The sequence below is a fragment of the Streptomyces vilmorinianum genome (assembly GCF_005517195.1).
In the GTDB taxonomy this organism is placed as follows: Bacteria; Actinomycetota; Actinomycetes; order Streptomycetales; family Streptomycetaceae; genus Streptomyces; species Streptomyces vilmorinianum.
The window spans coordinates 4833957-4855013 of the sequence record NZ_CP040244.1; the positions used below are offsets into that span (position 1 = coordinate 4833957).

The following is a 21057-nucleotide window of genomic DNA, read 5'->3' on the forward strand; positions in this document are numbered from 1 at the left end:
CGGGCGTCACTCGCCCGGACGTGGCCTGGAGGGTGCGTAGCGGGCCGCCAGGGCGGTGACCGTGGTGGTGATGCGGTCGCGGAGTTCGGCGGGGTGCAGGACCTCGATGTCCGCGCCGAGGGCGAGGAAGGTGTCGTGGGCGTGGGCGAGGGACTCGATGGGGAGGGTGGCGCGGGTCCAGCCGTCCGGCTCGGGGGTGCCGGTGGTGGCGAGGGCCCGGGCGGCCTCGCCCGTCAGGCGCCTCGCGCCGTCCGGGGAGAGCCGGACGAGGGCGTCGCCGCCGTGGAGGCGGGCGCGGAAGGCGGCCTGGTGCTCGGTCCAGTAGGCGGTCAGGGAGAAGTCGCCGGGGATCTCGGACTCCTCGTCGGTGAGCCGGAGTTCGAGGATCTGGTCGACGCGGTACGTGCGCGGGCCGGGTCCCGCGACCAGGTACCAGCGGCCGGCCTTGAGGACCAGGCCGTACGGTTCGAGGCGCCGGTCGACGTCGGTCGGCTCCTTCCAGCGGCGGTAGCGGGCCTCCATCACCCGGCCCGCCCGCACGGCCTCGGCCACCTGGGGCAGGAAGGGTGCCTCGGTCTCCTCCGCGTACCACCCCGGTGCGTCGATGTGGAACCGGGCGCGGAGCCGGTCGACATGGTCGCGCAGCGGCGCCGGGAGGGCGGCGCGCAGTTTGAGCTGGGCGTCGGCGAAGTGGGCGCCGAGCCCGAGTTCGGCCGCCGCCCCGGGGAGCCCGGCGAGGAACAGCGCCTCGGCCTCGCCGGTGTACAGGGCGGTCAGCCGGGACCGGTAGCCGTCGAGCAGCCGGTAGCCGCCGGAGTGGCCGGCGTCGCCGTAGAGCGGCACACCGGCCGCGTGGAGGGACTCGACGTCGCGGTAGACCGTCCGTACCGACACCTCCAGCTCGTCGGCGAGCTGGGCGGCGGTCATGCGGCCCCGGGTCTGGAGCAGCAGCAGGATGGAGAGGAGACGGCTGGACTTCACTGACACAAGGTGTCAGTGAACCGCTCGTACGGTCCAGTCATGGCTTTCGCAGAGAAACTCCTGTTCACGCCGCCGCCGATCGAGTCGGGCGGCCGTCGCGTCAAGCGCTACCACGTCACCGCCGACCCGGCCGGCATCGAGCCGGAGGTGGAGAAGGCGGCGTACGCCTTCCTGTCGGAGATCCTCCCGGAGCCGGACGGCACGCCGCCGGCGACCTTCGTCGTGCTGCACCGGGGCGGAGACAGCGGCGCCTATCTCAACGCGTACAGCTGGGTGTGGGACAACGTGCTCCACTTCGGCGGCGCGGCGGCCGGCCAGCCGGTCCTCGGCTGTCCCGACGAGGACCCCACCCACTTCACCCGGGTCGACCGCTCCTGGATCGGCTGTGTCTGGGAGCTCGTGCCGGTCCAGCACGAACGGGACGCCTGGGTACGGCACATGCTGGCCCCGGGCACCCCCGACCTCGACGCGTACGTCCTCGACTCCCTCCCCGCCGGCACGACGGGGGACCGCGCATGACCCCGGCCCACGGCTTCGCCTTCCTCGACGGCCGCTGGAGCGTCCGCAACCGCAGGCTCGCCGACTTCCTCGACCCCGACAGCGGCTGGGAGGAGTTCGAGGGGCACACCACGGGCCGGCTCTTCTGGGGCGACCGGGCCCATGTCGACGAGATCGTCTTCCCCTCGAAGGGGTTCAGCGGACTGACCCTGCGGCTGTACGAGCCGGAGACCGGCGAGTGGACCCTGAACTGGTCCGACAGCCGTACGGGCCGACTCGATCCGCCGGTCAGGGGGCGGTTCGCCGAGGACGGCACGGGCGAGTTCCACGGGGACGACCGCTACGGGGGCACGGACGTGCGCGTCCGCTTCCGCTGGTCGGAGATCTCGGCCGTGACCGCCCGCTGGGAGCAGGCGTTCGCGCCGGCGGGCGGGGAGTGGGTGGCGAACTGGGTGATGGAGTTCAGCCGCGTCTGAGCGGGCGCCGGTAGGAGACGAGCCGGTACGCGGGGTCGTCACGGGGGCGGTCCTGGTCCGGCAGGGCGGCGAGCTGTTCGACCAGTGCGCCGGCCGTCTCCGCGTCGCCGCGGAACCACGAGGCGAAATAGCCGCTGCGCAGCTTCTCGGCCACGCCGCGCGGGGAGTTGCCCTGGCCGTGGCCGGTGAAGCGGGTGGCGCCGGACGGAGTGAGGCCGTGGGCGGCCGCGCGGGCGTCGATCAGATCGGCCCGGTCCGAGGAGCGGTCGTACGAGCGGTGCGGGGCGAGGACGCGGTCGATGTCGCAGCCGACGTCGTGGGCCGCGTCCTTGTCGACCGTGGTGACGAGCACGCCGCCGGGGCGCAGGACCCGGGCCGCCTCGGCGACGACGGCTGCCGAGAAGGGGAGCAGGTGCAGCAGCCAGACCGCGCTCACCGCGTCGACGCTGGCGTCGGGGAGGGGAAGGCGCCGCGCGTCGGCGAGCACGATCGAGCCCGGGACGCGCTCCGCGGCCTTGCGGGCCATGCCCGGCGCGGTGTCGGCGCCGTACACCCGCAGGCCCGGGCGGGCGAGCCGCTTGGTGACCAGGCCGGTGCCGCAGGCGAGGTCGAGGAGCGTACGGGCGCCGGGCGGCACGAGGCGCAGGACGGCGTCGGCCGCGGCCCGGGCACGCGGCACACCGCCGCGCGTCTCGTCGTAGCGGTCCGCCTCGGCGTCGTAGTCCAGCACGGTCTCCCCCATGCGGGAGAGGGTAGTTCCCTGAGGTCAGCTCGCGCCGTGCCCGGGGGCGATGTTCTCGACGCGTGCGGCCAGCTCGAAGTCCTTCTCGGTGACCGCGTCTCCGGCGGAGTGGGTGTTCACGGACACCGCGACGGTGTTGTAACCGAGCGTCAGATCGGAGTGGTGGTCGAGTTCCTGCTGGATCTGTGCCACGTGGACGACCATCGCGGTGGCCGCGAAGTGGTCGCCGAGACGGTAGGTGCGGGTGATCCGGTCCTCCGTCAGGGACCAGCCGGGGAGCTCTCGCAGGCGGTCCTCGATCTCCTTCTGCGACAGCGGCTCTGTGGGCATGTCCGTACTCCCTCCGGTCGGGGTTGCTGACGGTGACGATACGGTCCCGGGGACTGGATACCCGGGCCGACACCTGGGATAGCGTCTGCACATGACAACTGTCGCAACCGGTACGGGAGTAGGACCGCTGCTGCGCGGCTGGCGTGAGCAGCGACGGCTGAGCCAGTTGGAGCTGGCGCTGCGGGCGGATTCCTCGGCCCGGCACATCTCCTTCATCGAGACGGGCCGGTCCCGGCCGAGCGAGGAGATGATCCTGCGCCTCGCCGAGCATCTGGACGTGCCGGTACGGGAGCGCAACGCGCTGCTGCTCGCGGCGGGGTACGCCCCGCGGTACGGCGAGTCGACGCTGGACGATCCTCAGCTGGAGACCTTGCGGGAGGGCATCGGGCAGCTGCTGCAGGGGTACGAACCGTATCCGGCGCTGGTCGTGGACGGCTCGTACACGGTGGTGGCGGCGAACCAGGGCATCGGGATGCTGCTCGCGGGGCTGCCGGAGCATCTGCTGACGCCTCCGCTGAACGCGATGCGGATCACGCTTCATCCGGAGGGGCTCGCGCCGCGGATCCGGAATCTGCGGGAGTGGCGGGGGCATCTGCTGGCCCAGATGGAGCGGCAGATCGGCCTGGCCCGTTCGGAGGCGTTGCGGGAGCTGTACGAGGAGGTGGCGGCGTACCCGCTGCCGGAGGGCGCCGGGGATCCGGACGACCGGGAGGACCCGGAGCCGTATCCGTACTTCGCGCTGCCGTTGCGGATCGAGCACGACGGGCAGGTGCTGTCGTTCGTGTCCTCGATCTCGACGTTCAACACGCCGATGGATGTGACGGTCGCCGAGCTGGCCATCGAGACGTTCCTCCCGGCCGACCCGGCGACGGTCGCGTATCTGCAGGCGCTCAGGGGGTAGCGGCGCGCAGCGCCGACCACTGGAGTCCGGCGAAGCCGGCGACGGTGGCGGCCTGCGTCGGGGTCCACACAAGACCGGCGGTGGTGGGCTCCAGCCAGGCGACGAGGGCGACGACGCTCAGGACGGCCCAGAGGATGTTGGCGTCGACGACGAGCTTGACGCCGAGGGCCGGGGGCCGGCGGCGGCACGCGAGCCAGGCGACTCCGGCGGCGAACGCGGTGAGGAAGAGCCCGAGTTCGAGCAGGAGGGCCGAGTCGACCCCGAGCAGCTCGCCGATCGGCCCGGAGGCGGCGAGGTAGGCGAGTCCGTTGCCGCCGGTGACGACGGCGTCGAGGGCGAGGAACCGGCGCACCATGGACTGCGGCTGGGTGGTGCGGGAGAGACCGGTGAGCAGGGCCTGGGACATGACGGATCACCCTCCATGGGGGACGTTCGCGCTGGTGGTGGGACCGGAGCTCGGCCGGAGTGCGCCGGCCGAGCTCCGGTGGACACCACGATGCCGCCCGGGGCTGCGCGGGTCGATTACGCGCGAGGTAATGCGGGTTGGGGGACAGCGCCTCGCGGCGGGCGGGTACGTGGGTAGGGTGCGCGCTGGTGGCGGCGGGGGCCGCCCCGGGGACGGTGGGGAGACGCACATGGCGTGGGGCAGGGACCGGGCGCGGATGGTGGCGGCCACGGACGATCACCGGGTGACGCCGGCCGAACTCTTCTTCGACCTGGTGTTCGTGTACGCGATCACCCAGGTCACCGCTCTGATGGCGGCCGGCCCGTCGCCGATGCGGGTGGTCGGTGCGATGACGGTGCTCGCGCTGCTGTGGTGGTGCTGGTGCTGTTTCGCCTGGCTGGGCAATGTCGTACGGGCGGACTCCGGCGCGCTGTTCGCGGTGGTCGTCACCGTGATGGCCGTCGTCCTGATCGTGTCGCTCGCCGTGCCCGACGTCTTCGCGGACGCCCCCGGCGGGCTCTCGGCGCCGCTGGTGTTCGTGCTCTGTTACGGAGCCGTGCGCGTGCTGCATCTGGTCTCGTACTGGCTCTCCAGCCAGGACGACCCGGTCCTGCGGGCGACCCTGCGGCGCACCGCGCTGCTGTCCGTGGCGCCGCCGCTGGTGCTGCTGCTGATCGGCAGCGCGTACAGCGGGAAGACCCAACTCCTGCTGTGGCTGGGCGCGGTGGCCATCGACTACGGCGGGATCTACGTCACGGGAGGCTCCGGCTGGCGGGTCAACTCCCCCGGGCACTTCTCCGAGCGCCACGGTCTGATCGTCATCATCGCGCTCGGCGAGTCCATCGTGGCGATGGGCGTCGGGGTGTCCGGCTTGCCGCTCACCTACGCGGTCCTGGGTGCCACGGCCGCCGGGCTGCTGCTCGCGGCCGCGCTGTGGGCGCTGTACTTCCGGCAGCTCGGCGGGGCCGCGGAGCACCGGCTGGCCGGCCTGGAGGGCGACGAGCGGACCCGGTTCGCCCGGGACACGTACACCTTCCTGCATCTTCCGCTGGTCGCGGGTGTGGTGCTGTGCGCCCTCGGGATGAAGAAGATCCTGCACCAGGTCGCGGACACGGGCCACTACGGCCTCGCCGAGCCGCTGCACGGGGTCGTGGCCTGGTCGCTGACGGGCGGCGTCGGCGTCTTCCTGCTCGGCGGCGCCGCGATCGTCCTGCGGGCGACGGGCCGCCGCCCGACGGTCCTCGCCGTCGGCGGCGTGTGCGCCCTCGCCTCCGGCGCCCTCGTCGGCCACGTCCCGGCACTGGTGGCGCTGGTCGCGCTGGCCGCCGGCGTGACGGCCCTGGTGGGGCTGCACGGCAGGGGCGGAGTGCGGGGCGCGTGACGGATCGGCACGCGTGACGGCTCTGTACGCGTGACAGCTCGGTACGCGGCCTGGCGGTGCCGGAGGAAGCCGCGCAGGCGGGCCGTCTCCGCGGCCGTCCAGCCCTCCGGCGGGGCCATCGCGGCCCGGCCGTCTGCGGTGGCCGCCGCGTAGCGGTGGCCGTGCGGTGCCTGCACGCCGCGCGAGACGGCCGCCGGCCGGAGGGGACGGGCGAGGCCGGACGTGGAGCCGTACGCGGGGCTCGGCGACCGCTCGGGGGGCGTGTGCCGTCGGTCGAGGTCGTCGGCTCAGCCTCGCCGCGACGCCCCGCCGTCGCGCAATCCTCCGTCCGGCCCCGCGCCGGGTGTTCAGCGGGTGGGGCGGTCCTGCCGCGCCGCGGTCTCCTGCTGGGTGCGGCGGCTGCCGGGCGCGCGTTCCGGCGGGAGGGCCGTGGCGGCGCGCGTGGTCCGTTCCGCGCGCGCGGCCTCGGCGCGCAGCAGGGCGTGGAGGACGGCGAAGGGGTCGACGGGCATGGCGAAGCTCCTTGCGGTGGGGGGTGGGGGCTGCGAGGGCGGGGCCTCTCAGCAGCGCATCACCACGCACCGGCGTGCGTCGCCTCGCGGGAGCGGTACGGGGGTGGGGGCGGGTACGGGGCGCCAGTTCCGGGGCCGGCGCCCGGGCCCCCGCTCCCCGGTCCTGACGACGGCACGGCGCCTCCGGGCACGCACGGTCGCGGCCGCCACGGTCTCGGCGACGTCATACGTCTCGCCACCGGTGTCCGGCGTCCCGGACGCGGCGGCCCGCGGTTCGGCCGCCGGGAGACCCGCGCCGGCAGCGGCGGCGGTCCCGAGCAGCATGGCGAGGACGAGGAGCAGCACGACCGCGAGGCGCCGTGGCCCGGTCGCGCGGACCGGTGCCGCGGCGCCCGGCGGGGCCGAGGGTTCGGCGGGGTGCGCGGACGCGGTGCTCATCGGGGTACGTCCTGCCCCGGGGCCGGACCGACGTGCCGGGTCGGGGCGCGAAACCGCCCGGGCGGTCTACGCGGGCGCGCCCGTTTTCACCGGCTCGGGTGCGCTCCCGGGCGCCGGCAGGGCCGCGTCGTCGGCTTCGGCCGGTGCCTCCGCCGATGCCGTCGCCGGGGCCTGGGCCCGTACCCTGCGCGCCGCCATCCACGCGTACACGAGCACACCGGCGAAGAGGAACAGCACGCCCTGGTAGACGGCCGCGTATCCGGAGCCGGCGACCAGCCACATGGAGAAGGCGAAGGCGGCCGCGGCCAGGACCCCGTCGCGGATCAGCCGGGCGCGGTCGACGCGCTCGGACCGGCCGGAGAGCAGGAAGTAGATCTGGGCGGCGGTCGACAGGAGGTACGGGACGGTGGCGGTGAAGGTCGTGACGAGGACCAGGATCTCGAAGACGCCCTCCGTGCCGGCCGTGTAGTTGTAGACGGTGAGCAGCGAGGCGAGGACGACGGTCACGAGGACGCCGACCGTCGGGACACCGCGCCGCTTGTGGCGGAAGACCTTCGGGAAGAGCCCGTCCTTCGCTGCCGCGTAGGGGGTCTGGGCGCTGAGCAGTGTCCAGCCGTTGAGCGCGCCGACCATGGAGACCAGGGCCATGCACGCGATGGCGGTGCCGCCCCACGAGCCGCCGAACATGACGTTCACGGCGTCCGAGAACGGCGCGGTGGAGTCGACGAGCCGGTCGTGGGCGACCGTGCCGAAGACGGCGATGGTGCCGAGGAGGTAGATCGCGGCGGCGCCCAGGGTGCCGAGGACGGTGGCGCGGCCGACGTTGCGGCGCGGGTCGCGGACCTCGCCGGCGCTGACGGCCGCCGACTCGACGCCGAGGTAGCTGAAGAGCAGGATCGCGGCGGAGGCGGAGACCGCGCCGAGCGCACTGTCCCCACCTGCCTGGAAGGGGCCGAGGTTGGCGCTGTCGAAGAAGAACAGTCCGCCCACGGCGACCAGGAGGAGGGGGACGAACTTGAGCACGGTCGCGACGAGCTGGACGGCTCCCACGTACCGGGTGCCGGCGAGGTTGGCGAGCGCCGGCAGCCACTGGAGCGCGAGCGCCGCGGCGATGGTGGCGGCCGTCGACTCGTGGACGGGGAGCAGCACGTTCAGGTAGCCGACGGCGGCCACGGCGAGGGCGGCGTTGGAGACCCAGGCGGTGATCCAGTACGACCAGGCGGCGAGGAATCCGGCGAAGTCGCCGAACGCCTCGCGGGCGTAGACGTACGGGCCGCCGGTCTGCGGGTGGCGGCGGGCGAGCCGGCCGAAGACGAGGGCGAGGGCGATCGCGCCGAGGGTGAGGACGCCGAAGGCGACGAGGCTGATGGTGCCGAAGGGGGCGACCGAGGCGGGCAGCAGGAAGATTCCGCCGCCGATGATGTTGCCCATGACCAGGGCGGTGGCGACCGGCAGGCCGAACCGCCGGGCGTGCCTGTTCTCTTCGGGGGATGGAGTTGTGGCCGTGCTCATGAGGGGTGGTGCGCCTTCCGTCGTACAAACCCGAACATGGTCCGGCAGGCGAGACGCGCCACCAAATCAGCTGTTTTTGTCCGGTACGACGGGGCCATCAACCGGAAGAAGTGCTTCCGAATCGGCTGTCGACGGCGAAATCTCCAGCGGCACCTGCGGGCCGTGACACTCCCGCAGCCATCTGCGCAGCACGCGGTGCACCTGTTCGGCACCGGCCAGATCGGCCGGAGGCGCCGAGAGGGCCACCGGCGACATCAGGAAGGGGTGCGACTGCTCGCCGCCGAGACCGCCGTGGGAGCCGATCTGCTCCTCGAAGGCGTGGACGGTGCCGGTCACCGGGTCGTACATCGAGTTGACCATGATGTCGGCGACGTGCGGGAAGCGGTCCGCGCGCCGTACGGCGTCCGCCGCGCCGCGCCCGAAGACCGCGAGCGGCCCGTCGTCGGCGAGTTCGGCCACGGGCACCTCCGTGCCGTCCCGCGCCAGCACGACCGAGCCGTGTTCGGCGCTCGCGACGAGCAGGAAGCCGATGCCCGGATGGTTGGCCAGGGTGCGCAGCAGCGCCGGATGGCGCCGGTCGATCTCCTCGCGGGTCATCCGGTGCGGCACGCCGGGGAAGGAGACGAGCCCGAGGTTCCCGGAGGCGAGCACCACCGGCTCGGACGGCCGGACCGCCGGTGCCTCCGCGTCAGCGGCCTCCTCGCCGTATTCGTCCACCGGCCGGTGCAGCGCGCTGCGCAGCGCGTCACGGGCCGCGTCCCTGGCCTCCGAGCCGCTGGGGGTGCGCCCGACCCTGCGCGGCACGGGAAGCCCGCACCCGGCGCGCACCAGGTCCTTGAGCGTGAGGCCGTACGCGCTCTCGAAGGTCACGCCGGGGCTCTGGCCGTGATCGGAGAGGAGCACGATCCGGTACGGGCGCGGCGCGTGCTCGGCGACCTTCGCGATCAGCGCGATCGACCGGTCGAGCCGGGCGAGGACCTGGTCGGTGTCCCGGCCGTGCGGGCCGGAGTGGTGCGCGACCTCGTCGTAGGCGACGAGGTCGGCGTAGACGGCGGTCCGCCCCGCCAGCATGTCGCCGATCAGCGCGGCCACGACCACGTCCCGTTCCACGACGGTGGCGAAGGCCCGGATGAAGGGATAGGCGCCGCCGCGCGAGACCCGCGGGGTCTGTTTGCGCACCCGCGCCCGGGTCGACTGGACCATCTCGCGGGCGGCCTCGGCGACGAACGAGCCCGCGGTGCGGACGGCGTTGGCGGGGTCGGAGAAGTACGCGAAGTACCCGGCGCGCGAGCGGTTGCTCCGGCCGCGGCGGGCGGCCATCGACAGGACGAGGGCGAGCTGGTCGGCGCCGCCGCTGAAGAGGTTGCCGCGGGAGGCCCCGTCGAACGTCAGCAGCCCGCCGTCCCCGGTGCGGGCGATGGCCCGCCGCTGGAGCTCGGCGGCGCTCGCGGGCCGGTTGGAGATCATCAGCCGGCCGGTGTCCTTCTCGTACCAGCGGAAGGCGGGCACGTCCTCGTTGGAGCCGTGCAGGATGCCGAGCTGGCTGGCGCCGGTCTGGCTGGACCAGTCGGTGCGCCAGGGGGTGAGCCGGTGGGTGGTGTCGAGCCAGTCGGCGACGGTCGGCATCAGCCCGCCGGCGACGGCCTCGCGGAGCACCCGGTGGCCGACGCCGTCGAGTTGCAGGAAGACGGTGCCGTGGTCGGGCTCCGGGCCGCCGGCCGGGCCGCGGGGGCGGGTGCGGTGTGCGAGCCGGTAGAGGCGGCGGCGGTAGGCGTCGTCGTCGCGTACGGCGAGCGCGGTGGAGGTGGCGGAGGCGACGGCGGACATGACGGCGGCGACCACGACGGCGGTCTCGGGGTCGGCGACGCCTCGGCCGTCGGGGATGAGCCAGAGCGCGATCAGCAGCAGGGAGCCGTTGAGGAAGAAGACCAACAGGCCGAGGACCAGGGCCGGTACGAGGAGCAGTGCCCGGACGATCACGGGCCACACGAGCGCGCTGAGGAGGCCGAAGGCGCCGGCTCCCCAGGCGGCGGTGACGGCGGTCCTGGTGATGCTGTCGCCGTCGGCGGACTGGAGTTGGAAGTCGGGCAGCAGTCCGGCCAGGGCGAGGAAGGTCAGGGTCGACACCGCCCAGACCACGATCACCCGCACCAGGGCGCGCCCCGCGGTCCGCCAGCGGCCGGCGGTACGCCATCGCCCGTCACCCACGCCTGGTTCACCTTTCGCCCGTTTCCTGCCTCAAGCGTGGCACATCGCCCACGCGGCGCAGGGCGGGGCTGCGGCGCCTCAGCAGCCGTCGTAGCCGGCGGTCGGCATGGAGAGTCTGCGGTGCACGTCGGCCTTGCCGGCCGCGTCGTAGGACGGCTCGTCGAGCCCCGCGGTCTCCAGGCGCACGCCGCGCCGCTCGCACTCCGCGAAGAACGCGGACACGTCGGTCAACGCCCGTGCGAGGACGCGCTCGTTGGGGGCGACGAAGAGGTCGACGTGACCGGCGTCGACGTCCGCCCAGAGCGCGTCGTGGTCGGGGCGCATGCCGTAGCAGAGCAGCTGTCTCGTCACGACGTAGCCCTTGTCGAGGGCCCAGCGGGCGCACATCGCGTGCTGGCTGCGCGTGTCGACCAGGAAGGGGTCGCTGTCGAGTTCCTCGAGCGGGGTGAGGCTGGCGATCGCCGCCACCCGAACGTCGTCCATGGGCCGACCCTACTCCGAACCGTGTCCCGCGAGGAGGGAGTCCCCCGGGGCCACGCCCGGCGTCACGGCGGCGAGGAGTAGCCGCAGGTGTGGCAGATCCTCCAGCCGTCCTGGGTGACGGCCAGGACGCCCCCGCAGCGCGGACACTGCGCAGAATTGCAGGTCGTCCCCATCGTGCTCACCGCGACTCCCATCCCCTTGCCGACGGATGGCTACCCCCACGACCCACCGTAGACGCCCCGCGTCGCCCCCTGCGGACATTTACCCTCATGACAAGGGAGTGCCGAGCGGAAGGGCGGCGGGCCGGTGGAGGTCACCTGGTGGGGTCATGCCACCTGCACGGTCGAGGATTCGGGGGTCCGGTTCCTCACCGATCCGCTCTTCGCGCGGCGGCTGGCGCATCTGCGGCGCCGGCGCGGCGCGCTGCCCCCGCCCGAGGCCGCGCGCGCCGAGGTCGTGCTCGTCTCCCATCTGCACGCCGACCACCTCCATCTGCCCTCGCTCGCCAGGCTCGCGCCCGGGACGCGGATCGTCGTGCCGCGCGGCGCGCCCGGTGCCGTACCGGGGCTGCGCCGACTCGACGGGCAGGGGCTGCGGCTGACCGAGGTGGGGCCGGGCGACGTGGTGACGGTGGAGGGTGTGACCGTACGGGCCGTGCCGGCGCTGCACGACGGCCGGCGCCTGCCGCTGGGGCCCCACCGCTCCCCCGCGCTCGGGTATGTCGTGGAGGGCGAGGCGCGGACGTACTTCGCCGGCGACACCGGTCTCTTCGACGAGATGGCGGAGGCGGTCGGTCCGGTGGACGTGGCGCTGCTGCCGGTGGGCGGCTGGGGGCCGTATCTGGGACACGGCCATCTGGACGCGGGGCGGGCGGCGCAGGCGCTCGCGGCGCTCTCCCCCGCGGCGGCGGTGCCGGTGCACTACGGCACGTACTGGCCGATCGGGATGGACGGGGTGCGGCCGCACGAGTTCCACGCGCCGGGTGACGAGTTCGTCCGGCACGCGGCGCGGCTCGCGCCGAAGGTGGTGGTGCATCTGCTCGGCCACGGCGAGCGGGTGCGGCCCGAGGTCGCCCGGTGATCGACGGTCTGATGGGGGCGGTACGGGAGCTGCCGCCGGAGTCGACGCAGCAGGCGGTCGGCTATCCCTCCCTGTTCCTGCTGGTGGCGCTGGGTGCGCTGGTGCCGGTGGTGCCGACGGGGGCGATCGTCAGCTCGGCGGCCGTGGTCGCCTTCCACCAGACGTCTCCGCTGGCGCTGCTCTTCGTCTTCCTGGTGGCGGCCTCCGCCGCGCTCGTGGGCGATGTGGCGCTGTACTGGCTGGGGCAGCGCGGGGTCCGCTCCAGGAACGGCTCGCGGTGGCTGGCGGCGCTGCGGGGCCGGGTCACGCCCGACCGGCTCGCGCAGGCGCGGGCGCGGCTGGACACCCATCAGGTGAAGGTGCTCGTGCTGTCCCGGCTGGTGCCCGCGGGGCGGATTCCGGTGATGCTGGCGTGCCTGCTGGCGCAGGTGCCGCTGCGCCGGTTCGTCCGCGGGGACCTGCCGGCCTGTCTGGCGTGGGCGGCGACGTACCAGCTGATCGGGATCCTGGGCGGTTCGCTGTTCCCGGAGCCGTGGCAGGGCGTGGTGGCCGCGGTGGGTCTGGCGCTGCTGATCAGTGTCGTTCCGGCGCTGTGGCGGCGGGTGCGCGGGGGCCGGCGGGGCGCGTCGGAGGCGTCAGGGAGCGAGCACGCGTGAGCCTCCGACGGGGAGGTCCCACAGGTCCTCGCGGAGCAGCCCGGCCCGCTCCCAGGCGGCTCTGACCCGGGTGAGGGGTTCGAGGACCGGCTCGGAGGAGAGCACGAAGGTCGCCCAGTGCATCGGCGCCATCCGCCGCGCCCCGAGGTCCTGGAAGGCGCGGACGGCCTCCTCGGGGTCGGTGTGGACGTCGCTGAGCCACCAGCGCGGGGCGTAGGCGCCGATCGGGAGGAGCGCGAGGTCGATGCCGGGGTGGCGGCGGCCGATCTCGGCGAACCAGTGGCCGTAGCCGGTGTCGCCGGCGAAGTACACTCGCCGCTGGGAGCGGTCGGTGAGCACCCAGCCGCCCCACAGCGAGCGACAGGTGTCGAGGAGGGTCCGCTTGGACCAGTGGTGGGAGGGGACGAACTCGAAGCGTACGCCGTCGAGTTCGGCCGCCTCCCACCAGTCGAGCTCGGTGACGCGGCTGAAGCGGCGGCGGGTGAACCAGCGGCCGAGCCCGGCCGGGACGAAGACCGGGGTGTCCTTGGGCAACCGCTTGAGGGTGGGGGCGTCGAGGTGGTCGAAGTGGTTGTGGCTGATGACGACCGCGTCCACGGGCGGCAGGTCCTCCCAGCGCACCCCGACGGGGGTGATCCGGGCGGGGGTGCCGAGGATCCGGCGGGACCAGACGGGGTCGGTGAGGACGGTGAGGCCGCCGGCGCGCAGGATCCAGCTGGCGTGGCCCGCCCAGGTCACGGCGAGGGTGTCGGGCCCGGCGGGCGGCAGCGGGCCGGGGGCGAACGGCAGCAGCGGGATGTCGCGCAGGCCCTCGGGGCCGGGGCGCACGGCGCCCTCGCGGGCGAGGCGGGCCATGGCGCGGACGCCGGGGAGCGGTGCGGTGAGCCGCTCGACGAAGGAGCGCGGCCAGTCGTCCCGGATCCGGCCGAGGGGCTGGAGGACGGGGGCCGGGGCGGAGGCCGGGGCCGAGGCCGGGGAGGCGGCCGGGGAGGCGGCCGGGGCCGGGCCGGGCGCCGGGCGGCCGGGCGCGGAGGCGGTCCGGCCGTCACGCGCGGGGTGCGGGGCCTGCGTCGGCCGTGCCGTCTGTTCCGTCATCTGCGAGCTCCGTTCTGCGCAGTTCGTCGGGGACGTCTTACGGGCGTACAGGGGTCCGAAGTGCCCCGGAGGTCACCGGAGTTCCTCCAGGGCGGCTCCGAAGGAGCTCAACGCCCGGGCCACATGGGGCAGTTCCACGGGGTCCGCCGATGTGAGGGACTCGTTCCGCTCCTCCTCCGTCGATCCCAGGAACACCCCGGTGTCGAAACGCGCCCGCAGGGCGCCGAGTTCGTCGCCGAAGCGGTGGCCGCCGGGGACGGGGGTCCCGAGCCGCTCGGTGAGGTGGGTCTCCAGCTCCATGGAGTCGGTGACGCCCCGGGCGGCGAGCCCGGCGCGCAGCGGGCCGAGGTCGGCGTAGAGGTGGCGGCCGGCCTGCGGGGGCCGGGCGAGCGCGCCGGCGGAGAGGACGGCGCGGTGGGCCGCGGCCGCCACGCGCGCGTGGAGGGCGGCGGCGAGGGCGGCCCGTACGGTGACGTCCTCGGGTTCGTCGAGGGCGTGCGCCGCGGCGGGGGCGACCGGCCCTGCGACGCAGGCGCCGAGCGCGGTCAGCACGTCGAGGGTGCGGGCGCGGGGGTCGGTCCAGCGGTCCGCGCGCGAGGGGTCGGTGGGCGGGAAGCGGGCCACGGCACAGGGCCAGGCGGCCGGGGCGAGGGCGGCGGACAGGTCGCACAGGACGGTGACGTCGTCGGGGCACATCTCGGCGGGGCTGAGGAGCACGGTGTCGTGGCGCCGGTGCAGGGTGTCGCGCCAGGTCTCGTCGCTGACGATGTGCAGACCCTCGGCGACGGCAGCCTCGCACGCCTCGCGGACCAGTTCCGGCGGGGCGACGGTGGCGGTGGGGTCATCGGCGACGGAGAGCAGCAGCAGGCGGGGGTGGCCGCCCTCGGCGCGGACCCGGCGGACGGTTTCGAGCAGGGCGTACGGGTCGGGTACGCCGCCGCACTCGGCGGGGGTCGGCACGTGGTAAGCGGGGCGGCCGAGGAGGCGGGCCTGGGGGGTCCACCAGGCCGGGCAGGGCCGGGGCATCAGGACGTCCCCGCCGTGGGCGGCGATCAGGGCGAGCAGCAGGGGCTGGGCGCCGGGGGCGGCGACCACGTCCTCGGCGTGGGTGCGCAGGCCGCGGCGCCACCAGTAGCCGGCGGCCGCCTCGCGCAGCACCGGCCCGCCGCCGGGGGGCTCGACGGTGGTGCGGTCCGCCGCGGCGGCGAGGATCGCGGCGAGGACCGGCAGCACGGGCAGGTCGGGTTCCGGGGCGGGAGGCCCGTAGCGCACCGGGCCACGGCCTTCCGGTGCCGTCTGCCGCATCTTCCGCACCTCCTGAGCTCCGAAGGGCGCCCCACGCGGCGCCCCAGTGCCCTTTATACGAAGGTTCAGCGGGGTTCGCCGCCCCAGAAGACGGTGACCGGGTGTCTCGTCACGGCGGGGAGGAGGGCCGTCCGGGTGACCGGGTGACCGGGTGACGCCGGCCCGCACCGGACGGTCGGCGGACTCAGCGGACCAGGACGCGTTCCAGCATCAGCTCGACCGCCGAGACGATCGCGTCCGCGTCGATACCGGCCTCGTGAAGCTGTTCCTCCGGGCTCGCCGAGGCGGGCATGGAGCGTACGGCGAGCCGTGCCAGGCGGGGCATCCCTCCGTGTCCGTTGGCGTAGGCCTCGGCGACCGCGTCGCCGAGCCCGCCCTCGGGGTGGTGGTCCTCCACGGTCAGGACGCAGCCGGTCGTGCCGGCCGCCTGGTCGAGGGTGTCGGTGTCCACCGGCTTGACCGAGTAGAGGTCGATGACCCGGACCGGCATGCCGAGCTCCGCGAGCCGGTCGGCGGCCCGCAGGGCCTCGTGCACGGTCACCCCGGCCGCGACGACGGTCGCCCGGTCGTCCTCGCCGTGGCTGCGCAGCACCTTGCTCCCGCCGATCGGGAAGTCCTCCTCGGGCCCGTAGACGACGGGGGTGCCGCCGCGTGTGGTGCGCAGATAGCGGACCCCGTCCAGGTCGGCCATCGCCGCCACGAGCTTCGCCGTCTGGTTGGCGTCGCAGGGGTACAGGACGGTGCTGCCGTGCACGGCCCGCAGCATGGCCAGATCCTCCAGGCCCATCTGGCTCGGCCCGTCCTGGCCGATGGCGACACCGGCGTGCGAGCCGACCAGATTGATCCCGGCCCGGCTCACGGACGCCATCCGGACGAAGTCGTACGCGCGCGTGAGGAACGCGGCGAAGGTCGAGGCGTACGGGACGTAGCCGCGCGCCTGGAGCCCGACGGCGGCCCCGACGAGCTGCTGCTCGGCGATCCAGCACTCGAAGTAGCGATCGGGGTGCGCCTTGGCGAAGAACTCGGTGCGCGTCGAGTCGCCGACCTCGCCGTCCAGCACGACCACGTCGCCGCGCGCGTGGCCGAGGGCGGCCAGCGCCTGCCCGTAGGCGTCCCGGGTGGCGACCTTCTCGCCCCTGCCGTACCGCGGCAGCCGCGGTACGCCGCCGCCGGCCGGGCTGGGTACGAGCGCGGCGGGCGGATCGGTGACCTGGACCCGCAGGTCGCTGTAGCCGCCCAGCTCGGCGATGGCGGCCTCGGCGTCCGGGAGGGGTTTGCCGTGCATGCCCTCGCGGTTCTCGACGGAGGCCACGCCCCGGCCCTTGCGGGTGGCGGCGAGGACGGCGGTGGGCCGGCGGACGGTCGCGCGGGCCTCGCGCAGCGCCGCGTCGACGGCCTCGACGTCGTGGCCGTCGATCCGTACGGTGTGCCAGCCGAAGGCCTCGAGGCGGGCGGCGTAGGCGCCGAGGTCGTGCTGGTGGCGGGTGGGTCCGCGCTGGCCGAGCCGGTTGACGTCGACGATCAGGGTGAGGTTGTCCAGACGGCAGTACGAGGCGTGCTCGACGGCCTCCCAGATGGACCCCTCGGCCATCTCGCTGTCCCCGCACAGGACCCACACCTGGTACGGGACGCGGTCGAGGAACTTCCCGGCCAGCGCCATGCCGACCCCGATGGGCAGGCCCTGCCCCAGGGAGCCGGTGGCGACGTCGACCCAGGGCAGCCGGGGCGTGGGGTGGCCTTCGAGGAGGCTGCCATGGCGGCGGAAGGTGAGCAGCTCCCCCTCGCTGACGACACCCGCGGCCCGGTACATGGCGTAGAGCAGGGGCGAGGCGTGCCCCTTGGACAGGACGAGGCGGTCGTTGCCCGGGTGGTCGGGGCGGTCGAAGTCGTAGCGGAGGTGACGGGCGAGGAGGACCGCGCCGATCTCTGCGGCCGACATCGAGGAGGTCGGATGGCCGGAGCCGGCCGCGTCGGCGGCGCGTACGGCGTCCACGCGGAGCTGCCGGGCGAGATCGGACATCGTTTCGTACATCGGGCACCTTCCTCCAGGAACGTTCGCGTCGGCGGACGGGGATGCGGGCCCACATCCGCCCGGGTACCCAGGGGGCGGGGGCGTATGCCCCGCAATGCGTGCCGGCCCGGGCGATATGCGGTGGCCGGGGCGGCGCGGGCGGGCCGAGAATGCGGCGCATGCCGATCCGTGAAGCTCTTCCCGCGGACGCGGCGGCGATCGCCGCCGTCCATGTCCGGTCCTGGCAGGCCGCCTATCGTGACCTGCTTCCCGGGCCGTATCTCGACGGCCTCGACGTCGAGGAGCGCACCGCCGTCTGGGCGGCCCGGCTGGGGGCGCCCGAGCGGCCCGCGGTCCTGGTGGCGCAGGAGCCGGGCGGGCGGGTGACGGGGTTCTGCTGCTTCCGTGCCTGGCCTTCGGACGGCGATCTCGATCCCGCCACGACCGGGGAGATCGCGGCGCTCTACGCGCTGCCGGAGGTGTGGGGGACGGGGGTGGGCCGGGGGCTGCTCGCCGCGTCCGTCGAGGCACTGGCGGCGGCCGGGTTCCGGGAGGCGGCGCTGTGGGTGCTCGCGGACAACGACCGGGGTCGGCGCTTCTACGAGGCGGCGGGCTGGCGGGCGGACGGCACCGTCGTCCAGGACACGACGGCGGGCCGGACGCTCGACGAACTCCGTTACCGGCGGCGCCTGTTCCCTTGAGCCGATGTCCACATCGCAAGATCGGGGTCTCAGTATGCGGCTGAGGCACGTACGGTTCTCCGTACCAACCCAGACGAGGGAGTCCGGTCATGACGCATACCTCCGAGCAGTCCAGGCCCCATGAGACCGCCGTCTACACCCATGGGCACCACGAGTCCGTGCTGCGCTCGCACAGCTGGCGCACCGCGGCCAACTCGGCGGCCTATCTGATCCCCGAGCTGCGTCCCGGCCTGGACGTCCTGGACGTGGGCTGCGGGCCGGGCACCATCACCGCCGATCTGGCCGCGCTGGTCGCGCCGGGCCGGGTGACCGCCATGGACGCGGCCGAGGACGTCCTGGCCAAGGCGCGTGCCGTGGCCGCCGAACGGGGCCTGGAGAACGTGGAGTTCGCGGTCGCGGACGTGCACGCCCTGGACTTCCCGGACGACTCCTTCGACGTCGTCCACGCCCACCAGGTGCTGCAGCACGTGGGCGATCCGGTGCGGGCGCTGCGCGAGATGAGGCGGGTCTGCCGCCCGGGCGGTGTGGTCGCGGCCCGGGACAGCGACTACGGGGCCTTCGCCTGGTATCCGCAGTCGCCCGCCCTGGATGAGTGGCAGCAGCTGTACCACCGGGTCGCCCGGGCCAACGGCGGCGAGCCGGACGCCGGGCGGCGGCTGTTCTCGTGGGCACGGCAGGCCGGGTTCACGGACGTCACGACGACGGCCGGCACCTGGTGCTTCGCGACACCGGACGAGCGGGCCTGGTGGAGCGGGCTGTGGGCGGACCGCACCTCCGAGTCCGTCTACGCGGAGCTGGCGGTGGACGGCGGCCACACCACGCGCGAGGGGCTGGCCGCGATCTCCGAGGCGTGGCGGGAGTGGGGCCGGCAGGAGGACGCCTGGTTCATGGTCCCGCACGGCGAGATCGTGTGCCGGGTCTCCTGATCCGGAACCCCTGCCGTGGCCCGCGCGTCTTCAACTAGGCTCGGTGGTATGGAGATTCTGGGTACCACGCTGCGCATCTGCGTCGACGATCTCGAGTCGGCGGTGGACTTCTACGAGCGGCTCACCGGTGCCCCCGCCCAGCGCTTCGAGCGGGGCGGGGTGGCGGTCGCGGCCGTCAGCTCGTTTCTGCTGATGAGCGGACCGGAGTCGGAGCTGGAGGTGCTGCGCAAGGTCGCCGCGACCCTGTCCGTGGACGACGTGGACGCGGCGTTCACGGCGCTGACCGAGGCGGGCGCCAAGATCCTGGCGGGTCCGGTGCCGACGCCGGTGGGCCGCAATCTGATCGCGGTCCACCCGGACGGCTCGGTCTTCGAGTACGTCGACCGGCGCTCCTGAACGTCAGGCGCCGGCGAAGGCGGCCACCACGAGGTCGGTGAGCAGCGCTCCGGCCGTACCGTCCGGGTCGAGATCGGGGTCGTAGATCGTGATGTTGAGCCCGACGCAGCGCTCGGAACGGACCAAGGGCCCGAGCAGCTCGGTCAGTTCGCCGGGCAGCAGGCCGTCGGGGTCGGGGCTGTCGACGGCCGGCATCACGGAGGGGTCGAGGACGTCGGCGTCGAGGTGGACCCAGAAGCCGTCGAGGGCCGTGGTCTCGAGACTGGTGACCGTGGCCGCGGCGAGCTCGGCCGGTCCCCACGCGCGCAGCTCGGAGACGGTGACGGTGGGGACCTTCAGGGCGCGCAGCTCGACGAGTTCGGGTTCGTCGTGGAAGGCGTCGCGGATGCCGAAGAGGCGGATGTCCTCGTCCCGGAGGTAGGGCTTCAGCCCCTCCAGGTCGGTGAGGTAGCGCTGCCCCCGGCCGGTGGCGAGGGCGAGTTCCTCGCCGCCGGCGGCCCCGACACGGTCGGAGTTGCCGGGGTGGCGGAAGTCCGGGGAGGCGTCGATCGCGGCGAGCCCGTAGCGGCCGACGCGGCGCAGGGCGAGGGAGGCGCCGAGCTGGATGGAGCAGTCGCCGCCGAGGACGAGGAGGAAGTCGCCCGCGCGCACGTGCTGTTCGATCCGGTCGGCGAGGGTACGGGTGTAGGTCGCGAGGGCGGCCGCGTTGAAGACGCCGTCGCCCTCCTGCCAGTCGCCCCGGTCGTAGCGGGGCGGGACGACGACTCCGCCCTCCAGCGCACCGAGCCGTTGCACGATCCGGTTCTCGCGCAGGGCACCGGCGAGCTTGTAGCAGCCGGGGACGGTGCCGGGGGCCGGCGGGCGCAGACCGAGGTTGGAAGGGGCGTCGAGGGCCACGATATTCCGCATGCGCGCCATCCTCGCCGCCGTAGTCTGGATCTTCAACGGTGACGGGAGTACGGAGAGAGATGAGCACGCGGCACACCTACCGAGTGATCGTGCGCGGTACGTTCGAGGGTCTGTCGGAGGAGAGCCGGGCCCGGCTGCTCGCCGAGGTCGACGCGCACGGGATGGCGGCGATGCGGTTCACCCCGGAGGGCTCCCTCGCGTACGACAGGACGCTGAAGCACTTCTCGTACCGGCTGGTCGTGGTCTCGGACGCGGCGGACGGCGAGGAGATGGCCGCGGCGATCGCCGAGGACCGCGTGGAGTCCGCGCTGAAGGAGCTGGGCCACGGCCACGGGGAGCTGAAGTCCTCCGTGACCGACATGGACACGATGAAGATCAACTACAGGCACTGAGCCCGCGCGCCGCCGGTGTGGGTCAGGGAGCGGGCTCGGGTGCGGTGATCGCCCACCGCTCGTGGTCGCGCCAGGCGCCGTCGATGAAGAGCATGGCGGGCGAGAACCCTTCGAGCCGGAAGCCGGCCCGGCGGACGAGGGCGCGGGAGGCGGCGTTGCCCGGCTGGATGTCGGCTTCGAGGCGGTGCAGCCCCAAGGGCCCGAAGGCGTACGGGAGGAGAAGGCCCAGCGCCTCGGTGAGCAGGCCGCGCCCGGCGGCGTGCGCGAAGGCGCCGTAGCCGAGGGCTCCGCTGAGGAAGGCGCCGCGGACGATGTTGTTGATGTTGACGAACCCGGCGATCCGCCCCTGCTCGGCCCGCTCGCACACGAGGAACCCGGCCTTGGCCGGGTCGTCGGTCATCGACCGCGCGTAGGCCGCGTACGTGTCGAGGTGGTCGGGCGGGAAGAGCCAGGGGCGGTGCAGCTCACGGCTCTCCCGCGCCCGGGCGGTGAACTCCTCGGCGTCGTCGAGGGAGTAGTGCCGCAGGCCGACGCGGGGGCCGGCGGTGAGGTACGGGCCGAGATCGTCGGGCATGGTCCCAGACTAGCCAGTGCTCCAGGAGGACTTTGGTCTCGCCCTGCCACGGCGTGAAGGCATCGGCCCACGGGTAGACGCAACAGTGGTGACGGTGTGTGGTCG

Annotated in this window: 24 protein-coding genes; 10 read left to right on the forward strand and 14 right to left on the reverse strand. The window is 74.1% G+C overall.

The features are described 5' to 3' along the window. Positions 1-6 precede the first annotated feature (6 nt). Positions 7-981, reverse strand: coding sequence for a helix-turn-helix transcriptional regulator (locus tag FDM97_RS22620; protein WP_432816237.1), 975 nt, complete (start codon positions 979-981; stop codon positions 7-9). Between the two features lie 39 nt (positions 982-1020). Between FDM97_RS22620 and FDM97_RS22625 the strand changes: the two genes are divergently transcribed. Beyond that, positions 1021-1500: a hypothetical protein gene (locus FDM97_RS22625; protein ID WP_137992326.1), complete on the forward strand. Its 480-nt coding sequence runs from the start codon at positions 1021-1023 to the stop codon at positions 1498-1500. Further along, positions 1497-1955, forward strand: a complete 459-nt coding sequence (locus tag FDM97_RS22630; RefSeq protein ID WP_137992327.1) for a hypothetical protein — start codon at positions 1497-1499, stop codon at positions 1953-1955. The genes FDM97_RS22625 and FDM97_RS22630 overlap by 4 nt, the downstream gene beginning before the upstream one ends. On the opposite strand, the gene FDM97_RS22635 is transcribed toward FDM97_RS22630, so the two are convergent. Both FDM97_RS22635 and FDM97_RS22640 read right to left on the reverse strand, forming a co-directional pair. After that, the gene (locus FDM97_RS22635) at positions 1942-2685 is read right to left on the reverse strand and encodes a class I SAM-dependent methyltransferase (protein WP_137994970.1); all 744 of its coding nucleotides are present in this window, start codon (positions 2683-2685) and stop codon (positions 1942-1944) included. The two genes, FDM97_RS22630 and FDM97_RS22635, sit on opposite strands and share 14 nt — an antisense overlap. Positions 2686-2721: 36 nt before the next feature. Next, positions 2722-3027, reverse strand: a complete 306-nt coding sequence (locus tag FDM97_RS22640; protein WP_137992328.1) for a 4a-hydroxytetrahydrobiopterin dehydratase — start codon at positions 3025-3027, stop codon at positions 2722-2724. Positions 3028-3118: 91 nt separating this feature from the next. Between FDM97_RS22640 and FDM97_RS22645 the strand changes: the two genes are divergently transcribed. Beyond that, entirely contained in the window at positions 3119-3928 is an 810-nt protein-coding gene (locus tag FDM97_RS22645; protein ID WP_137992329.1) for a helix-turn-helix domain-containing protein, read from the forward strand. Here FDM97_RS22645 and FDM97_RS22650 read toward each other — a convergent pair. After that, positions 3918-4334 (reverse strand): hypothetical protein, encoded by a 417-nt coding sequence (locus tag FDM97_RS22650; protein WP_137992330.1) that lies wholly within the window; start codon positions 4332-4334, stop codon positions 3918-3920. The two genes, FDM97_RS22645 and FDM97_RS22650, sit on opposite strands and share 11 nt — an antisense overlap. A 229-nt stretch (positions 4335-4563) precedes the next feature. On the opposite strand from FDM97_RS22650, the gene FDM97_RS22655 reads away from it, so the two are divergent. Next, the gene (locus tag FDM97_RS22655) at positions 4564-5754 is read left to right on the forward strand and encodes a low temperature requirement protein A (RefSeq protein WP_137992331.1); all 1191 of its coding nucleotides are present in this window, start codon (positions 4564-4566) and stop codon (positions 5752-5754) included. A 347-nt stretch (positions 5755-6101) separates the two neighbouring features. Here the strand turns inward: FDM97_RS22655 and FDM97_RS35965 are convergent, their stop codons facing one another. The 5 genes from FDM97_RS35965 to FDM97_RS22675 form a co-directional block, all read right to left on the reverse strand. Then, positions 6102-6266, reverse strand: coding sequence for a hypothetical protein (locus FDM97_RS35965; RefSeq protein ID WP_175439208.1), 165 nt, complete (start codon positions 6264-6266; stop codon positions 6102-6104). Positions 6267-6314: 48 nt separating this feature from the next. Further along, on the reverse strand, positions 6315-6704 hold the full coding sequence (locus tag FDM97_RS22660) for a hypothetical protein (RefSeq protein WP_137992332.1): 390 nt from the start codon (positions 6702-6704) through the stop codon (positions 6315-6317). A gap of 66 nt (positions 6705-6770) precedes the next feature. Continuing rightward, positions 6771-8216, reverse strand: coding sequence for an amino acid permease (locus tag FDM97_RS22665; protein ID WP_137992333.1), 1446 nt, complete (start codon positions 8214-8216; stop codon positions 6771-6773). A 66-nt stretch (positions 8217-8282) separates the two neighbouring features. Next, positions 8283-10424 (reverse strand): phage holin family protein, encoded by a 2142-nt coding sequence (locus FDM97_RS22670; protein WP_137992334.1) that lies wholly within the window; start codon positions 10422-10424, stop codon positions 8283-8285. Positions 10425-10502: 78 nt separating this feature from the next. After that, complete coding sequence (locus FDM97_RS22675; protein WP_137992335.1) at positions 10503-10907, reverse strand: recombinase family protein; 405 nt, start codon at positions 10905-10907, stop codon at positions 10503-10505. Positions 10908-11213: 306 nt separating this feature from the next. Between FDM97_RS22675 and FDM97_RS22680 the strand changes: the two genes are divergently transcribed. After that, positions 11214-11987: an MBL fold metallo-hydrolase gene (locus FDM97_RS22680; RefSeq protein WP_137992336.1), complete on the forward strand. Its 774-nt coding sequence runs from the start codon at positions 11214-11216 to the stop codon at positions 11985-11987. An 11-nt stretch (positions 11988-11998) separates the two neighbouring features. Further along, positions 11999-12643, forward strand: coding sequence for a DedA family protein (locus FDM97_RS22685; RefSeq protein WP_137994971.1), 645 nt, complete (start codon positions 11999-12001; stop codon positions 12641-12643). Here the strand turns inward: FDM97_RS22685 and FDM97_RS22690 are convergent. The 3 genes from FDM97_RS22690 to FDM97_RS22700 all read right to left on the reverse strand — a co-directional run bounded on the left by FDM97_RS22690 (position 12623) and on the right by FDM97_RS22700 (position 17075). Next, positions 12623-13738: an MBL fold metallo-hydrolase gene (locus tag FDM97_RS22690; RefSeq protein WP_137992337.1), complete on the reverse strand. Its 1116-nt coding sequence runs from the start codon at positions 13736-13738 to the stop codon at positions 12623-12625. The two genes, FDM97_RS22685 and FDM97_RS22690, sit on opposite strands and share 21 nt — an antisense overlap. 72 nt (positions 13739-13810) lie before the next feature. Further along, positions 13811-15043 carry an aminotransferase class I/II-fold pyridoxal phosphate-dependent enzyme gene (locus FDM97_RS22695; protein ID WP_137992338.1) on the reverse strand — a complete coding sequence of 411 codons (1233 nt, stop codon included), beginning with the start codon at positions 15041-15043 and terminating at the stop codon, positions 13811-13813. 184 nt (positions 15044-15227) lie between these two features. Next, the gene (locus tag FDM97_RS22700; protein WP_137992339.1) at positions 15228-17075 is read right to left on the reverse strand and encodes a transketolase; all 1848 of its coding nucleotides are present in this window, start codon (positions 17073-17075) and stop codon (positions 15228-15230) included. Positions 17076-17233: 158 nt separating this feature from the next. Here FDM97_RS22700 and FDM97_RS22705 point away from each other — a divergent pair, with 158 nt between their 5' ends. The 3 genes from FDM97_RS22705 (at position 17234) to FDM97_RS22715 (ending at position 19077) form a co-directional block, all read left to right on the forward strand. Beyond that, positions 17234-17755, forward strand: coding sequence for a GNAT family N-acetyltransferase (locus tag FDM97_RS22705; protein ID WP_137992340.1), 522 nt, complete (start codon positions 17234-17236; stop codon positions 17753-17755). A gap of 89 nt (positions 17756-17844) precedes the next feature. Next, complete coding sequence (locus tag FDM97_RS22710) at positions 17845-18681, forward strand: methyltransferase domain-containing protein (protein ID WP_137992341.1); 837 nt, start codon at positions 17845-17847, stop codon at positions 18679-18681. Between the two features lie 48 nt (positions 18682-18729). Further along, positions 18730-19077 carry a VOC family protein gene (locus FDM97_RS22715; RefSeq protein WP_137992342.1) on the forward strand — a complete coding sequence of 116 codons (348 nt, stop codon included), beginning with the start codon at positions 18730-18732 and terminating at the stop codon, positions 19075-19077. Between the two features lie 3 nt (positions 19078-19080). On the opposite strand, the gene FDM97_RS22720 is transcribed toward FDM97_RS22715, so the two are convergent. Then, positions 19081-19986, reverse strand: coding sequence for an arginase family protein (locus FDM97_RS22720; protein ID WP_137992343.1), 906 nt, complete (start codon positions 19984-19986; stop codon positions 19081-19083). 59 nt (positions 19987-20045) lie between these two features. Between FDM97_RS22720 and FDM97_RS22725 the strand changes: the two genes are divergently transcribed. Further along, on the forward strand, positions 20046-20378 hold the full coding sequence (locus FDM97_RS22725) for a DUF6204 family protein (protein WP_137992344.1): 333 nt from the start codon (positions 20046-20048) through the stop codon (positions 20376-20378). 22 nt (positions 20379-20400) lie between these two features. On the opposite strand, the gene FDM97_RS22730 is transcribed toward FDM97_RS22725, so the two are convergent. Then, the gene (locus tag FDM97_RS22730; protein WP_137992345.1) at positions 20401-20952 is read right to left on the reverse strand and encodes a GNAT family N-acetyltransferase; all 552 of its coding nucleotides are present in this window, start codon (positions 20950-20952) and stop codon (positions 20401-20403) included. Positions 20953-21057 lie beyond the last annotated feature (105 nt).

Coding starts and splice junctions, on each gene's coding strand:
- FDM97_RS22625 (WP_137992326.1), top strand. CDS start 1,021: ATGGCTTTCGCAGAGAAACTCCTGTTCACGCCGCCGCCGATCGAGTCG.
- FDM97_RS22630 (WP_137992327.1), top strand. CDS start 1,497: ATGACCCCGGCCCACGGCTTCGCCTTCCTCGACGGCCGCTGGAGCGTC.
- FDM97_RS22640 (WP_137992328.1), bottom strand. CDS start 3,027: ATGCCCACAGAGCCGCTGTCGCAGAAGGAGATCGAGGACCGCCTGCGA.
- FDM97_RS22645 (WP_137992329.1), top strand. CDS start 3,119: ATGACAACTGTCGCAACCGGTACGGGAGTAGGACCGCTGCTGCGCGGC.
- FDM97_RS22650 (WP_137992330.1), bottom strand. CDS start 4,334: ATGTCCCAGGCCCTGCTCACCGGTCTCTCCCGCACCACCCAGCCGCAG.
- FDM97_RS22655 (WP_137992331.1), top strand. CDS start 4,564: ATGGCGTGGGGCAGGGACCGGGCGCGGATGGTGGCGGCCACGGACGAT.
- FDM97_RS35965 (WP_175439208.1), bottom strand. CDS start 6,266: ATGCCCGTCGACCCCTTCGCCGTCCTCCACGCCCTGCTGCGCGCCGAG.
- FDM97_RS22660 (WP_137992332.1), bottom strand. CDS start 6,704: ATGAGCACCGCGTCCGCGCACCCCGCCGAACCCTCGGCCCCGCCGGGC.
- FDM97_RS22665 (WP_137992333.1), bottom strand. CDS start 8,216: ATGAGCACGGCCACAACTCCATCCCCCGAAGAGAACAGGCACGCCCGG.
- FDM97_RS22675 (WP_137992335.1), bottom strand. CDS start 10,907: ATGGACGACGTTCGGGTGGCGGCGATCGCCAGCCTCACCCCGCTCGAG.
- FDM97_RS22685 (WP_137994971.1), top strand. CDS start 11,999: ATGGGGGCGGTACGGGAGCTGCCGCCGGAGTCGACGCAGCAGGCGGTC.
- FDM97_RS22690 (WP_137992337.1), bottom strand. CDS start 13,738: ATGACGGAACAGACGGCACGGCCGACGCAGGCCCCGCACCCCGCGCGT.
- FDM97_RS22695 (WP_137992338.1), bottom strand. CDS start 15,043: ATGCGGCAGACGGCACCGGAAGGCCGTGGCCCGGTGCGCTACGGGCCT.
- FDM97_RS22700 (WP_137992339.1), bottom strand. CDS start 17,075: ATGTACGAAACGATGTCCGATCTCGCCCGGCAGCTCCGCGTGGACGCC.
- FDM97_RS22705 (WP_137992340.1), top strand. CDS start 17,234: ATGCCGATCCGTGAAGCTCTTCCCGCGGACGCGGCGGCGATCGCCGCC.
- FDM97_RS22710 (WP_137992341.1), top strand. CDS start 17,845: ATGACGCATACCTCCGAGCAGTCCAGGCCCCATGAGACCGCCGTCTAC.
- FDM97_RS22715 (WP_137992342.1), top strand. CDS start 18,730: ATGGAGATTCTGGGTACCACGCTGCGCATCTGCGTCGACGATCTCGAG.
- FDM97_RS22720 (WP_137992343.1), bottom strand. CDS start 19,986: ATGCGGAATATCGTGGCCCTCGACGCCCCTTCCAACCTCGGTCTGCGC.
- FDM97_RS22725 (WP_137992344.1), top strand. CDS start 20,046: ATGAGCACGCGGCACACCTACCGAGTGATCGTGCGCGGTACGTTCGAG.
- FDM97_RS22730 (WP_137992345.1), bottom strand. CDS start 20,952: ATGCCCGACGATCTCGGCCCGTACCTCACCGCCGGCCCCCGCGTCGGC.